The sequence below is a fragment of the Trinickia sp. NRRL B-1857 genome, assembly GCF_050470685.1.
GTDB lineage: Bacteria > Pseudomonadota > Gammaproteobacteria > Burkholderiales > Burkholderiaceae > Trinickia.
This window is the reverse complement of sequence record NZ_JBFLUK010000001.1, coordinates 3,304,288-3,319,799: the sequence shown is the minus strand read 5'-3', so window position 1 is coordinate 3,319,799 and position 15,512 is coordinate 3,304,288. Positions and strand designations below refer to the sequence as shown.

The 15,512-nt window shown below is 58.2% G+C and carries 7 protein-coding genes, 2 tRNA genes and 3 rRNA genes; 2 read left to right on the top strand and 10 right to left on the bottom strand.

Going from position 1 to position 15,512, the window contains the following annotated elements:
* Positions 1-7: 7 nt before the first annotated feature.
* From mraZ to AB1286_RS14810, 4 genes are all read right to left on the bottom strand, one after another.
* Entirely contained in the window at positions 8-436 is a 429-nt protein-coding gene (mraZ, locus tag AB1286_RS14825; RefSeq protein ID WP_121277287.1) for a division/cell wall cluster transcriptional repressor MraZ, read from the bottom strand.
* 377 nt (positions 437-813) lie between these two features.
* Positions 814-1,461 carry a 2-polyprenyl-3-methyl-6-methoxy-1,4-benzoquinone monooxygenase gene (coq7, locus tag AB1286_RS14820; RefSeq protein WP_430363976.1) on the bottom strand — a complete coding sequence of 216 codons (648 nt, stop codon included), beginning with the start codon at positions 1,459-1,461 and terminating at the stop codon, positions 814-816.
* A gap of 185 nt (positions 1,462-1,646) precedes the next feature.
* Positions 1,647-3,359 carry a long-chain fatty acid--CoA ligase gene (locus AB1286_RS14815; protein WP_430363975.1) on the bottom strand — a complete coding sequence of 571 codons (1,713 nt, stop codon included), beginning with the start codon at positions 3,357-3,359 and terminating at the stop codon, positions 1,647-1,649.
* Positions 3,360-3,480: 121 nt separating this feature from the next.
* Positions 3,481-5,565 carry a molybdopterin-containing oxidoreductase family protein gene (locus AB1286_RS14810; protein ID WP_430363974.1) on the bottom strand — a complete coding sequence of 695 codons (2,085 nt, stop codon included), beginning with the start codon at positions 5,563-5,565 and terminating at the stop codon, positions 3,481-3,483.
* A 164-nt stretch (positions 5,566-5,729) separates the two neighbouring features.
* On the opposite strand from AB1286_RS14810, the gene AB1286_RS14805 reads away from it, so the two are divergent.
* Positions 5,730-6,932, top strand: a complete 1,203-nt coding sequence (locus AB1286_RS14805; protein WP_430363973.1) for a M20 aminoacylase family protein — start codon at positions 5,730-5,732, stop codon at positions 6,930-6,932.
* Positions 6,933-7,080: 148 nt separating this feature from the next.
* Here AB1286_RS14805 and rrf read toward each other — a convergent pair.
* The 6 genes from rrf to AB1286_RS14775 form a co-directional block, all read right to left on the bottom strand.
* Positions 7,081-7,194 (bottom strand): 5S ribosomal RNA (gene rrf, locus AB1286_RS14800).
* Between the two features lie 145 nt (positions 7,195-7,339).
* Positions 7,340-10,221, bottom strand: a 23S ribosomal RNA gene (locus AB1286_RS14795).
* 289 nt (positions 10,222-10,510) lie between these two features.
* Positions 10,511-10,586 (bottom strand) — tRNA-Ala (locus tag AB1286_RS14790).
* Between the two features lie 50 nt (positions 10,587-10,636).
* Positions 10,637-10,713, bottom strand: a tRNA-Ile gene (locus tag AB1286_RS14785).
* Between the two features lie 65 nt (positions 10,714-10,778).
* Positions 10,779-12,309 (bottom strand): 16S ribosomal RNA (locus AB1286_RS14780).
* The 16S, 23S and 5S rRNA genes sit together here with 2 tRNA genes alongside, the layout of an rRNA operon.
* 491 nt (positions 12,310-12,800) lie before the next feature.
* Positions 12,801-13,577 (bottom strand): enoyl-CoA hydratase, encoded by a 777-nt coding sequence (locus AB1286_RS14775; protein WP_430363972.1) that lies wholly within the window; start codon positions 13,575-13,577, stop codon positions 12,801-12,803.
* A 162-nt stretch (positions 13,578-13,739) separates the two neighbouring features.
* Here AB1286_RS14775 and paaN point away from each other — a divergent pair, with 162 nt between their 5' ends.
* Positions 13,740-15,449, top strand: coding sequence for a phenylacetic acid degradation protein PaaN (gene paaN, locus AB1286_RS14770; protein WP_430363971.1), 1,710 nt, complete (start codon positions 13,740-13,742; stop codon positions 15,447-15,449).
* Positions 15,450-15,512 lie beyond the last annotated feature (63 nt).

Below are 15,512 nucleotides of genomic sequence, written 5' to 3'. Positions count from 1 at the left end.
CCCGCGATCAAAACGTGAAATTCTTCAGCGCGTCGGGCATCCCTTGCGCCATGGCCGCCTGTTCCTTGGCGGCGTAGGTCTGCGCATCCCACAGTTCGAAGTGGCTTCCCATGCCGAGCAACATGATTTCCTTTTCCAGCCCTGCGGCCATGCGCAATTCCGGCGAGACGAGAATGCGTCCCGCGCTATCGAGATCGACGTCGGAGGCGTTACCGAGAAAAATGCGCCGCCACCAATGTGCATCCATCGGCAACGCAGCGATCTTGGTGCGGAAGATTTCCCATTCGGGACGGGGGAACAGCAATAGGCAGCCGTCCGGGTGCTTCGTGAGCGTCACCCGTCCTTGTGCCTCGCCTTGCAGCGCCTCGCGATACCGAGAGGGCACGGACATCCGCCCCTTCGCATCGAGCGTCAGCGCCGACGCCCCTTGAAACACCCTTCTCTCCCCTTCGGAGCCCTACGCCCCATCCCTCGAAAACGGTCCGGAATGATCCGAACAATCCACAAAAATACACTTTCTCACACTGTCTCCCACTTTAGAGTAAGGCCCCAAGGCGGTCAAGGGAGAAAGCCGTTTTTTCGGTGAATTTTGTTTGTAAGAACAAGGACTTACGTGAGGCCCTTCATGCAAGGTGAGAAACCGAAAAACGTTATAAAAGAATGAACTACTGCATTTTGTGAATGTGATACGTGAAAAGCTCGCGGCGCACACCGGCGCGGCAAGCACTCGGTGCGATCAAGGGCGGGATGAGAAAGCGGATTGGATCGGGTTGAATCGACGAGCGGCGCGAGCGCGCCGCTCCCACTGCGCGGTTAAATATAGTAAGCCGTTTGCGTCATGACTTTGGACGCGGCGCGCATCAATGACCGCACCGGCATCGGCAGTTCCACACCGCCGGCGTCCGTGGCCGATTGACCGTGCGAACGTTCGTCGTCGCGCATTTGCGAGACGATCGCGCGCGAATGGCGATCGCCTTCGGGCAACGTGCTCAAATGCCCCTCCAAGTGCCGTTCGACCTGGCGTTCGGTTTCGGCCATGAAACCCAAGCTCGCCTTGTCGCCGAAGCATCCGGCCGCGAAACCGATCGCAAGCGCCCCCGTATACCAAAGAGGATTGAGCAGACTGGGACGCGAATCGAGTTCGCGCAGTCGCGACGCCGTCCATGCGAGGTGGTCTTCTTCCTCTTGGGCCGCGTGCTCGAACGCCGTTTTCAGCGTGGGGGTACGCGTGGCGAGTTTCTGCGCCTGATACAGCGCCTGCGCGCAAATTTCCCCGACGTGGTTCACGCGCATGAGTCCTGCCGAATGCGCGCGTTCGGCGAGGGTCATTTCGGGCGCCGGAGCGGCGGCCGTATCGAGCGGCTCGGATGGGGGCTGCGGAACAGGCCGGCTCATACGGCTCACGCCCGCGATAGAACGCAGCCCACGGTCAAACTCGGTGATCAACTCGTCCAACGTCATTGCACTCTCCATGCGGTGCAGCAATCGGGCGGCCGGGAGAGGCACGCCCTGCGGCACCTTCCTGCGGTTGCTCGTGCCAACGAGATGGCAAATGATTAGTTCAGAGCAAAACCGCAGTCAATCGTGCATTTTAGACGATGTTGCGCAATGCATATAGCATGGGCGCTTTTGCCGCGCCGCGGCACCTACGCGCTACGTTCTTGAGCCACCGCCGCGGCCGGGCGAGCCACGGGGGCATCGCGCAATTCGCGGCGCAAGATCTTGCCGACGTTCGTCTTAGGCAGTTCGGTGCGGAACTCGACGATCTTCGGCCGCTTATAGCCCGTCAGCTGCTCCTTGCAAAACGCGACGACATCGGCCTGCGTGAGCGCGGGGTCCCGTTTCACGATGACGAGCTTGACCGCCTCCCCCGAGTGCTCGTCGGGCACGCCCACGGCGGCGACTTCCAGCACGCCCGGATGCTTGGCCACGACGTCTTCGATTTCGTTCGGATAGACGTTGAATCCCGAGACGAGAATCATGTCCTTCTTGCGATCGATGATCTTGAAATACCCGCGCTCGTCCATGATGCCGACGTCGCCCGTTTTGAAGAAGCCGTCGGCCGTCATCACCTTGGCCGTTTCGTCCGGGCGATTCCAATAGCCGGCCATCACCTGCGGACCGCGGATGCAGATTTCGCCGGGCTGACCGATGGGCATTTCGTTGCCGTCGTCGTCGCGAATCGAAAGTTCGGTCGAGGGGATCGGCAAGCCGATCGTGCCGCTGAACTCCGTTGCCGTGACGGGATTGCAGCACGCGCTCGGCGAGGTTTCCGACAAACCGTACCCTTCGATCACGGGCACATGCGTGCGCTCGTACCAACGCTTGGCCACCGCTTCTTGCAACGCCATCCCGCCGGCATTGGCCACCAGCAGCTTCGAAAAATCGAGCTTGCCGAAGTCCGGATGGTTGAGCATCGCGTTGTACAGGGTATTGACCGCCGGGAACGTATTGATCGCGTAGCCTTGAAGCTGCTTGATCATGCCGCCGATGTCGCGCGGATTGGGGATCAACACGCCGAGGCCCCCCGTGCGAATGGTCAGCAATGCGCAAACCGTAAGCGCATAGATGTGATAAAGCGGGAGGGCAATGACATTGACGATTTGCTTAACGTCGGCATGCAGCGCGTGGGCCGGCTCATGCCATGCCGCGGATTGCAGGACGTTCGCGACGATATTGCCGTGAGTCAGCGTCGCGCCTTTCGCGACGCCTGTCGTACCGCCGGTGTACTGAAGGAATGCGACGTCGTTTCGCGTCAATTCGGCCGCCGTGAAAGACAAACGGCCGCCCTCTGCGACGATATCGTTGAATTTGACGTGACCGGGAAGACTCCAAGCCGGCACCATCTTCTTCACGCGCCGGACCACGAAGTTGACGATCAAACCCTTGGCGCCCATCAAGTCGCCCATCGACGCGACGACCACATGCTTGATCGCGGTGCTGCGCACGACGGCTTGCAGCGTTACCGCGAAATTCTCGAGCAATACGATGGCCTCGGCGCCGCTGTCCTTGAGCTGATGTTCGAGCTCGCGCGGCGTGTAAAGCGGATTGACGTTGACTACGACATAGCCCGCGCGCAATACGGCAGCCAGCACGACCGGATATTGCAGGACATTCGGCATCATGATCGCGACGCGCGCCCCGCGAGCGAGCCCCTTCGACTGGAGCCATGCGGCGACTTTGTGCGAAAGCGTGTCGAGCTCGCCGTACGTAATCGACTTGCCCATACAGGCAAACGCCGGCGACGTGCGGTATTGCCGGAAACTTTCTTCCAACAATTCACCGACCGACGCATAAGCGGACGGGTCGATCTCGGCGGGGACGCCGGGCGGGTACGACTTCAACCAAACTTTTTCCATGCGGCGTCTCCCTTACTTTTCGAATGGTCGTGCTAAAAAATGAATCCTAGCCGGTCGCCTCTCTCGAAACAACCGGATTAGATATCGAATTCGAACTTCGAGAAAACCGCTTGCGCAACATTCAGACATCAAGGCGTTCTACTTCGACAAGGCAATCGTAAAAGGTCGCTGAGCCGCCGAGGTCGGTCAACGCTTGGCTCGTCACTTGGTTCGCATTGCACCCATCCGGTGCAAGCTTCTTCCACCAAATCGACAATCCGACGACGACTCCCTCGCGCGCGCGAGCGGTCACGCGGGCGCGCGCGACGAATGCGCCGCGGTCGTTTCGAATACGAACGTCGTCTCCGTCGCGGATCCCGCGTTCGGCCGCATCCGTCGGATGAATGTCCAGATGCGGCTCACGCTCGACTTCGCGCAGGCTGTCGACGTTGACGAACGTGCTGTTCAGAAAATTGCGGGCGGGCGGCGAAATCATCGCGAGCGGATAGCGCGCTGCAAGCTCGGGCGAACCGTCACGGGACTCATACGGCGGCAAGTAATCCGGGAGCGGATCTTTGCCTTCGGCGGCCAGCACCGAACTGGCGAATTCGCACTTGCCCGATGGCGTTCTAAAGCCGCCTTCCGCGAACGGTGCATCGGGAAGTTTCAGCTTGGCCCAACCCTCTTCGTTCAGCTTCGCCCAATCGACGCCCTCGAGCGTGGGATCGTCCCAGCGCAGGGCTGCCCGCCCGACTGCCTCGTCGCTCTCGAACAGCGCAGGGTCGTCGAGCCCCATGCGGCGTGCGAGTCCCCTGAAAATCTCGGTGTTCGGACGCGCTTGGCCGACCGGCTCGATCGCCGGTTGATTGACCATGACATAGGTATGGCCGTATGCCCGGTGAACATCGAAATGCTCGAGCTGCGTCGTAGCGGGCAACACGAGGTCCGCGTAATCGGCGGTATCCGTCTGAAAGTGCTCGAGAACGATGGTGAACAAGTCCTCGCGTGCAAAGCCCGCGGCGACGCGTGCCGAATCCGGCGCCACGGCGACGGGATTCGAGTTATAGACGATCAGGGCCTCGATTTTCGGACCGAATGAGGCGTCTCCCTCATGAAGCAACGCATCGCCGATCGCATTCATGTTGATGACGCGAGGCAACTGCGTGGGCCAACCCGGCATCAAATCGGGACGCTGCAACGCCGCGTTATCGAAGGGCACCCACCCCGACGTCGACATCAACAAGCCACCGGCTCGGTCGCGCCAAGCCCCGGTCAACGACGGCAAACAGGCGATCGCGCGCGTGGCGTTGCCTCCACCGCGCACTCGCTGCATACCGTAGTTCACACGAATGGACGCTTTACGCGTCTTGCCGTAGAGCCGAGCAAGCTCGATGAGCTCTTGTTCGTCGACGCCGCAAATTTGCGCGACGCGCGCCGGCGAATAGGCGGACGCACGTTCCTTCAGCGCCTCGAATCCCACCGTATGCGCGGCGACGTATTCGTGATCGACCAGATCCTCCGCGATCAGCACGTGCATCATTCCTAGCGCGAACGCACCGTCGGTACCGGGACGCAACGCGATGTGCTGATGACACTTTTCGGCCGTCAGCGAGCGATATGGGTCGATGGCGATAAGGCGGGCGCCGCGCCGCTTGGCCTCCTGGGCGCGCGTCCAAAAATGCAGACTCGAAGCGATGGGATTGGCACCCCATATAAGGATCAGCTCGCTTTCCTCGAAGAATTCGAGATGCATCCCCAATGACGCGCCATAGGTATATTTGAGTCCCGCCATGCCGGCGGCCGAACAGATCGCGCGATCGAGCCGCGATGCGCCCAGCTTGTGAAAGAAGCGCTGTGCGATGCTTTCGCCTTGAACGAGCCCCATGGTGCCCGCGTAGCTATATGGCAGGAGCGCCTGCGGCTCGCGGCTAACGATTTCGGATAGCCGCCCCGCCGCGAGGTCGAGTGCCTCGTCCCAGCTGATCGGCTCGAAACGGCCCTCGCCCTTGCGGCCGATACGTTTCAGCGGCGTGGTCAAGCGCTGCGCATGGTGGGTCCGCTCGGCGTAGCGGCTTACTTTTGTACAGAGCACGCCCTGAGTAGGCGGGTGATCGGGGTCGCCTGTGACCTTGATGGCCTTGCCATCGGCGACGGTGACCCGCATCACGCAAGTATCGGGACAATCGTGGGGGCAAACAGCGCGGGCAAATTCGGTGGGCGCATTCATCACTGCGTTCCGTTAAGGGAGGGTGCTGCGGTAGGCCGGTGATTCTATTACGTTCGCGTCAGGAACCCCTACCAAATTGTCGTGACGGCGTTGAGCGTAGAATGGATCGTTCGATACCTATGCCTATTTTAGTTCTAGAACCCCATCCCACTGTCGAACGCATCATGAAACTCATTCCTGAAGTCCTGGCCGCGCGAGACGAAATCCAATCGCTGCGACGAAGCATCCACGCCCATCCCGAGTTGCGCTATGAAGAGACGCGCACCGCAGAACTCGTTGCTCAGTCGCTCGAAAAATGGGGGTTACGGGTCCGGCGCGGGTTGGGTAAGACCGGTGTCGTAGGCGTGCTTCAGCGAGGAACCGGTACACGCTCGATCGGATTGCGGGCCGACATGGACGCCTTGCCCATTCAAGAGATCAACACGTTCGAACATCGATCGCAGGCACCCGGAAAGATGCACGCCTGCGGGCACGACGGGCACACGGCCATGCTGCTTGGCGCGGCTCGCTATTTGGCGATGCACGGTCAATTCGACGGCACGATCGTGTTCATTTTTCAGCCGGCGGAAGAAGGTGGCGCGGGCGCTCGCGCCATGATCGAAGACGGCCTATTCGAGCAATTTCCCGTCGATGCGGTGTTCGGCATTCACAATTGGCCGGGGATGCCGGCGGGTACCTTTGGGGTAACCGAAGGTCCGATCATGGCGTCGAGCAACGAATTTCGCATCGATGTGAAAGGCGTCGGCGCGCACGCGGCGATGCCGCATAACGGTTGCGATCCCGTATTCGCTGCCATCCAGATCGGCAACGCGCTGCAAAGCATCATCACGCGAAACAAGAAACCGATCGATACCGCCGTGCTTTCGATCACGCAAATCCACGCGGGCGACGCGGTCAACGTGATCCCGAGCGATGCATGGCTCGCCGGCACCGTGCGCACATTCACGACCGAAACCCTAGATCTGATCGAATCGAGAATGTCCAAAGTGGCCGAAGTGACGGCGTCCGCGTTCGATTGCTCGGCCACGGTCACGTTCAATCGCAATTACCCGCCGACGATCAACAGCAGCGACGAAACGCGTTTCGCCGTCGAGGTAATGCGCGAAATCGCCGGTGCGCAGAATGTCGAAGCGCATACAGAACCGACGATGGGTGCCGAAGACTTTGCCTTCATGTTGCAGGCCAAACCCGGTTGCTATGCATTCCTCGGGAATGGGGACGGCCGACATCGCGATGCGGGCCATGGCGCTGGTCCGTGCATGCTGCATAACGCCAGCTACGATTTCAACGACGAATTGCTGCCCATCGGCACGACGTACTGGGTAAGACTCGCCGAGCGGTATCTCGCGGAAGGGATCACGCGGTAAACAGGATGGGCGCTCGCCGGTGCAGAACTGGTGAGCGCGGTTCGCGGGGAGCAACTAGTCGTTTCGAAGCTGACTTGCGACGCAAATTCGCCGCGCAAAGCAAAAACCCCCGACAGCGGTGTGCTATCGGGGGTTTTTCAATAGAACAGCCTGACGATTACCTACTTTCACACGGGCAATCCGCACTATCATCGGCGTGGAGTCGTTTCACGGTCCTGTTCGGGATGGGAAGGGGTGGTACCAACTCGCTATGGTCATCAGGCATGACTTGTTGCTGTGTCGCGCAGGGCGCCACAGCCAATCTGGGAAGAAGTATCGAGCGGTGGGCTCGGTGTAATGTCGCTTGGGCAGCGATTGTGTGGCACTACGCGCTCAAACCTGTGCGAATCGCAAAACGCACTTGTTATAGGATCAAGCCGTACGGGCAATTAGTATCGGTTAGCTAAATGCATTACTGCATGTACACACCCGACCTATCAACGTCCTGGTCTCGAACGACCCTTCAAGGGGATCGGCGTCCCCGGGGATATCTCATCTTAAGGCGAGTTTCCCGCTTAGATGCTTTCAGCGGTTATCTCTTCCGAACATAGCTACCCGGCGATGCCACTGGCGTGACAACCGGTACACCAGAGGTTCGTCCACTCCGGTCCTCTCGTACTAGGAGCAGCCCCCTTCAAATATCCAACGCCCACGGCAGATAGGGACCAAACTGTCTCACGACGTTTTAAACCCAGCTCACGTACCTCTTTAAATGGCGAACAGCCATACCCTTGGGACCGGCTACAGCCCCAGGATGAGATGAGCCGACATCGAGGTGCCAAACACCGCCGTCGATATGAACTCTTGGGCGGTATCAGCCTGTTATCCCCAGAGTACCTTTTATCCGTTGAGCGATGGCCCTTCCATACAGAACCACCGGATCACTATGACCTGCTTTCGCACCTGCTCGACTTGTCGGTCTCGCAGTTAAGCACGCTTATGCCATTGCACTATCAGCACGATTTCCGACCGTACCTAGCGTACCTTCGTACTCCTCCGTTACACTTTGGGAGGAGACCGCCCCAGTCAAACTGCCTACCATGCACTGTCCCCGACCCGGATTACGGGCCAAGGTTAGAACCTCAAACAAACCAGGGTGGTATTTCAAGGACGGCTCCACCGAAACTAGCGTTCCGGTTTCATAGCCTCCCACCTATCCTACACAGATCGGTTCAAAGTCCAATGCAAAGCTACAGTAAAGGTTCATGGGGTCTTTCCGTCTAGCCGCGGGGAGATTGCATCATCACAAACACTTCAACTTCGCTGAGTCTCGGGAGGAGACAGTGTGGCCATCGTTACGCCATTCGTGCAGGTCGGAACTTACCCGACAAGGAATTTCGCTACCTTAGGACCGTTATAGTTACGGCCGCCGTTTACCGGGACTTCAATCAAGAGCTTGCACCCCATCATTTAATCTTCCGGCACCGGGCAGGCGTCACACCCTATACGTCCACTTTCGTGTTTGCAGAGTGCTGTGTTTTTATTAAACAGTCGCAGCCACCAGTTTATTGCAACCCTTTCACCCTTCTGGCGCAGGCCAGTTAAGCTACAAGGGCGTACCTTATCCCGAAGTTACGGTACCAATTTGCCGAGTTCCTTCTCCCGAGTTCTCTCAAGCGCCTTAGAATACTCATCTCGCCCACCTGTGTCGGTTTGCGGTACGGTCACTGTTAGACTGAAGCTTAGAGGCTTTTCTTGGAACCACTTCCGATTGCTTCGCAGCTTAAAGCCGCTCGCGCCACACCCTTGAATTACGTGCCCGGATTTGCCTAAGCACCTTCTCCAATGCAGCGACCGGGACTTCCAACACCCGGACAACCTTCCGCGATCCGTCCCCCCATCGCATCTAACAATGGTGCAGGAATATTGACCTGCTTCCCATCAGCTACGCATTTCTGCCTCGCCTTAGGGGCCGACTCACCCTACGCCGATGAACGTTGCGTAGGAAACCTTGGGCTTACGGCGAGGGGGCCTTTCACCCCCTTTATCGCTACTCATGTCAGCATTCGCACTTCCGATACCTCCAGCACACTTTACAATGCACCTTCGCAGGCTTACGGAACGCTCTCCTACCATGCGTGCAAGCACGCATCCGCAGCTTCGGTATATAGCTTAGCCCCGTTACATCTTCCGCGCAGGACGACTCGATCAGTGAGCTATTACGCTTTCTTTAAAGGGTGGCTGCTTCTAAGCCAACCTCCTGACTGTTTTAGCCTTCCCACTTCGTTTCCCACTTAGCTATATTTGGGGACCTTAGCTGGCGGTCTGGGTTGTTTCCCTCTTGACACCGGACGTTAGCACCCGATGTCTGTCTCCCGTGATTGCACTCTTCGGTATTCGGAGTTTGCTATGGCGAAGTAATCCGCAATGGACCCTTCAACCATGACAGTGCTCTACCCCCGAAGGTGATACACGAGGCACTACCTAAATAGTTTTCGGAGAGAACCAGCTATTTCCAAGTTTGTTTAGCCTTTCACCCCTATCCACAGCTCATCCCCTAACTTTTCAACGTTAGTGGGTTCGGTCCTCCAGTACGTGTTACCGCACCTTCAACCTGGCCATGGATAGATCACTTGGTTTCGGGTCTACGCCCAGCAACTGAACGCCCTATTCGGACTCGCTTTCGCTACGCCTGCCTTAATCAGTTAAGCTTGCTACTGAACGTAAGTCGCTGACCCATTATACAAAAGGTACGCCGTCACCCCTTACGAGGCTCCGACTGTTTGTATGCATGCGGTTTCAGGATCTATTTCACTCCCCTCCCGGGGTTCTTTTCGCCTTTCCCTCACGGTACTGGTTCACTATCGGTCGATCACGAGTATTTAGCCTTGGAGGATGGTCCCCCCATCTTCAGACAGGATTTCACGTGTCCCGCCCTACTTGTCGTACGCCTAGTTCTTCCACGCTGTTTTCGCTTACAGGGCTATCACCTGCTATGGCCGCACTTTCCAGAGCGTTCAGCTAACAACACAGATAACACGTACAGGCTCTTCCCATTTCGCTCGCCACTACTTTGGGAATCTCGGTTGATTTCTTTTCCTGCGGTTACTTAGATGTTTCAGTTCACCGCGTTCGCTTCGCATAGCCTATGTATTCAGCTATGGATACTCCATTCGGAGTGGGTTTCCCCATTCGGACATCCCCGGATCAAAGCTCGTTTGCCAGCTCCCCGGGGCTTTTCGCAGGCTACCGCGTCCTTCATCGCCTGTGATCGCCAAGGCATCCACCACATGCACTTGTTCGCTTGACCCTATAACGAGAGCGTCTTACGCTTCCGAAGAAGCTAGACACTCGCACTACAGGTTTGAGTTCTCGCGTTGTGCCGTATTCCAAGTCATCTTTCGATCACTTTAAATACATTGATACAATCACTACCCATGATATCTTCCACGTCCATCTCATAGACGCTTCCAATATCCATTACTACTTCTTCCAGATTGTTAAAGATCGACAGCCGACTCATACCTTCAGTCGCTCTGACTGGCTCAATCGCCAATGACAAAAACTCGATACAAGATCGAACACTTGTCATTAGTGATTGGTGGAGGCAGACGGGATCGAACCGACGACCCCCTGCTTGCAAAGCAGGTGCTCTCCCAGCTGAGCTATGCCCCCAGGCACAGACTTATGAGACTCTAGGGCTTGTTCGCTCACACCGCAGACAATGGTGGGTCTGGTTGGATTCGAACCAACGACCCCCGCCTTATCAAGACGGTGCTCTAACCGACTGAGCTACAGACCCCTGAGTCTGTCTTGATCTACAGCCGATAAGTTGTGGACGCTTAACTTGTGACGCTTAAGCTCGAGAAAGGAGGTGATCCAGCCGCACCTTCCGATACGGCTACCTTGTTACGACTTCACCCCAGTCATGAATCCTACCGTGGTGACCGTCCTCCTTGCGGTTAGACTAGCCACTTCTGGTAAAACCCACTCCCATGGTGTGACGGGCGGTGTGTACAAGACCCGGGAACGTATTCACCGCGGCATGCTGATCCGCGATTACTAGCGATTCCAGCTTCATGCACTCGAGTTGCAGAGTGCAATCCGGACTACGATCGGTTTTCTGGGATTAGCTCCCCCTCGCGGGTTGGCAACCCTCTGTTCCGACCATTGTATGACGTGTGAAGCCCTACCCATAAGGGCCATGAGGACTTGACGTCATCCCCACCTTCCTCCGGTTTGTCACCGGCAGTCTCTCTAGAGTGCCCTTTCGTAGCAACTAGAGACAAGGGTTGCGCTCGTTGCGGGACTTAACCCAACATCTCACGACACGAGCTGACGACAGCCATGCAGCACCTGTGCGACGGTTCTCTTTCGAGCACTCTCACCTCTCAGCAAGATTCCGTCCATGTCAAGGGTAGGTAAGGTTTTTCGCGTTGCATCGAATTAATCCACATCATCCACCGCTTGTGCGGGTCCCCGTCAATTCCTTTGAGTTTTAATCTTGCGACCGTACTCCCCAGGCGGTCAACTTCACGCGTTAGCTACGTTACTAAGGAAATGAATCCCCAACAACTAGTTGACATCGTTTAGGGCGTGGACTACCAGGGTATCTAATCCTGTTTGCTCCCCACGCTTTCGTGCATGAGCGTCAGTGTTAGCCCAGGGGGCTGCCTTCGCCATCGGTATTCCTCCACATCTCTACGCATTTCACTGCTACACGTGGAATTCTACCCCCCTCTGCCACACTCTAGCTCGCCAGTCACCAATGCAGTTCCCAGGTTAAGCCCGGGGATTTCACATCGGTCTTAGCGAACCGCCTGCGCACGCTTTACGCCCAGTAATTCCGATTAACGCTCGCACCCTACGTATTACCGCGGCTGCTGGCACGTAGTTAGCCGGTGCTTATTCTTCCGGTACCGTCATCCCCCCGAGGTATTAACCCAGAGGATTTCTTTCCGGACAAAAGTGCTTTACAACCCGAAGGCCTTCTTCACACACGCGGCATTGCTGGATCAGGGTTGCCCCCATTGTCCAAAATTCCCCACTGCTGCCTCCCGTAGGAGTCTGGGCCGTGTCTCAGTCCCAGTGTGGCTGGTCGTCCTCTCAGACCAGCTACGGATCGTCGCCTTGGTAGGCCTTTACCCCACCAACTAGCTAATCCGCCATCGGCCGCCCCTTGAGCGCGAGGTCCGAAGATCCCCCGCTTTCCTCTCTCGAGCGTATGCGGTATTAATCCGGCTTTCGCCGGGCTATCCCCCACTCTAGGACACGTTCCGATGTATTACTCACCCGTTCGCCACTCGCCACCAGGGTTGCCCCCGTGCTGCCGTTCGACTTGCATGTGTAAGGCATGCCGCCAGCGTTCAATCTGAGCCAGGATCAAACTCTTCAGTTCAATACCTGTTACTGTTTTCGGTTGTGTTACCAACCGGTCGCTCACTCAACGTACTGACGATGATTAATCCGTCTTTCGACAGATAAACCTTCCTCTAATACTGTGTGAGACTTGATACTTTCGCTTTCGACAGATCCCGAAGAATCCGTCTTGCGTCGCCATCAAGCGCCCACACTTATCGGCTGTAAATTTTTAAAGATCGCGTCGCTTAACCGTCAGCAGCACCGGAACACCTTCTTCTCAGTACCGCCCGTCTTGCGTTGCTGCGTCAGCAGCAGAGAAACGAGATTATGCAGAACCTTTTGCATCTCGTCAACAGTTTTTTTCGCGTCGCTTGCATCTGCTTGCTGAAGAACTATTGACGACGACCTCGCGGAAAACCGCACCCCACAAGGCCTCGCTTCTCTTCGTTCAGTCACACTGACTGCACGAAAGGGCGCAATTCTAGGCGGCTTATCCGAACCGCGCAAGCGGTTTTTGAAGAAATTGTGTCAACGATTTTTGAACGCGGGTTTGCGCTTCTCTAGGAACGCAGCCATCCCCTCTTTCTGATCCTCCGTCGCGAACAACGAGTGGAACAATCGCCGCTCGAAACGGATGCCTTCGGCCAGCGTCGTTTCGTAAGCGCTGTTCACCGACTCCTTCACCATCATGACCGCAGGCAAGGGGAACTCAGCGATCGTGCTTGCCGCGGCCAACGCCTCGTCGAGCAGCGAGGCCGCCGGAACGATGCGCGAGACGAGCCCGGCTCGCTCCGCCTCGGCCGCATCCATGAAGCGCGCCGTCAAACACATATCCATCGCCTTCGCTTTCGACACGGCGCGCGGCAGGCGCTGCGTGCCGCCGGCACCAGGCATCACGCCGAGCTTGATTTCAGGTTGTCCGAATTTCGCCGTGTCGGCTGCAATGACGATGTCGCACATCATGGCCAATTCACAACCGCCGCCGAGCGCGAAGCCCGCCACCGCCGCAATGATCGGCTTACGGATGGAGCGCATCGTCTCCCAATTGCGGGTGATGTAGTCGCCCTTGTACACGTCCATGTATGTATAGGTGGCCATCATGCCGATATCGGCGCCCGCCGCGAACGCCTTTTCGCTGCCGGTCACGACGATCGCACCGATGTTGTCGTCGGCGTCGAACGCCTTGAGCGCCTCGCCCAGCTCGTCCATCAACGCATCGTTCAGCGCGTTCAACGCCTTCGGGCGATTCAAAGTCACCAAACCCACGCGCCCGCGCGTCTCGACCAAAATGTTTTCGTAGCTCATTCATCCTCCTACTCTTAGGTATTGATCAGGCGAGAAAAGCTTTCGCGCCTGCCGGGAAACAATGCTAACATTCGCCAACCAACCGGTCGGTCGGTTAATTGATACGATTCTTTTAATTGCCGGCCCTCTCCCACCAACGTCTGGCCTGCCCCCTGTCTCGCTATGACCCATCCTCTATTTGCGAAGCACGAAGACACGCTGAAGCACGCCCTCGAAGCCATCGGCTCGCGCGGCTACTGGAGCCCTTTCGCGGAAATGCCGAGCCCCAAAGTGTACGGGGAAACCGGCAACGCGGACGGAGAAGAGGCCTTCAAAGCGCATCTCGACCACTCGTTCGCGCTCGATCAACCGAGCACCGGCGAATGGGTCGGCGCCGAGCAATCGCCGTTCGGCTTCGCACTTGGCGTCCGCTACCCTAAGGTCGACGTCGATGCGCTGATTGCCGCCGCCACCACCGCCGAACAAAGCTGGCGCAAAGCCGGCCCCGAAGCGTGGGTAGGCGTGAGCCTCGAAATCCTTTCGCGACTGAACCGGGCGAGCTTCGAAATCGCCTACAGCGTCATGCACACCACCGGCCAGGCATTCATGATGGCCTTCCAAGCCGGCGGCCCGCATGCGCAGGACCGTGCGCTCGAAGCCGTCGCTTATGCCTGGAACGAATTGCGCCGAGTGCCGACCGACGCGCACTGGGAAAAGCCTCAAGGCAAGAACCCGCCGCTGGCCATGCATAAGCGCTATACGGTCGTACCGCGTGGGATCGGCCTCGTACTCGGTTGCTGCACGTTCCCGACCTGGAACGGCTACCCGGGGCTCTTCGCCGACCTGGCCACGGGCAACGCCGTGATCGTCAAGCCGCATCCGGGCGCGATCCTGCCGCTCGCCGTCACCGTTCGGATCGCACGAGAGGTGCTGCGCGAAGCCGGCTTCGATCCCAACGTGGTGACGCTACTCGCCACCGACCCGAACGACGGCGCGCTCGTGCAAGATCTCGCCGTACGCCCCGAAATCAAGCTCATCGACTTCACGGGCAGCTCGCAAAACGGCACCTGGCTCGAACACCACGCGCATCAGGCACATGTGTTTACCGAAAAGGCCGGCGTGAACCAAATCGTCATCGATTCCGTCGACGATTTGAAAGCCGCGGTGCGCAACATTGCCTTCTCGCTTGCGCTGTATTCGGGCCAAATGTGCACGGCTCCGCAGAACATCTATGTGCCGCGCGACGGTATCGAGACCGCCGAAGGCCACGTCAGCTTCGACGAAGTGGCCGCAGCGCTCGCCGGCGCGGTGCAAAAGCTCGTCGGCGATCCGGCCCGCGCGGTCGAACTTATCGGCGCCATTCAGAACGAAGGCGTCGCGCACCGGATCGATGAAGCGCGCTCGCTCGGGCGCGTGCTGGCCGATAGCCAAACGCTCGAACATCCGGCGTTCCCGAACGCGCGCGTACGCACGCCGCTGCTGCTCCAACTAGATGCAGCCAAGGACGTGGCCAAGTTCAGCGGCGAGTGGTTCGGCCCGATCTCGTTCGTCATCGCGACGGATTCGACGCGCCAATCGCTCGAGCTGGCCGGGTCGCTCGCGGCCCAGCACGGTGCGCTGACGCTATCCGTCTACAGCACCGACGAGGCGACCATCGAAGCGGCGCACGATGCGGCGATCGAGGGCGGCGTCGCACTGTCGATCAACCTCACGGGCGGCGTGTTCGTGAATCAATCGGCCGCGTTCTCCGACTTCCACGGCACCGGCGCCAATCCGGCCGCGAATGCAGCACTGACCGACGCCGCGTTCGTGGCGAATCGCTTCCGCGTGGTTCAGAGCAGGATCCATGTTGCACCTCGCGAGTTGCCCGCGGAAGTCGGCCGAACGGCATAGTCCACCCCGCCGAATAGAGCCGCGCACCGGCTCGCACTAATATCAAGTCGATCGGTCCCGTCG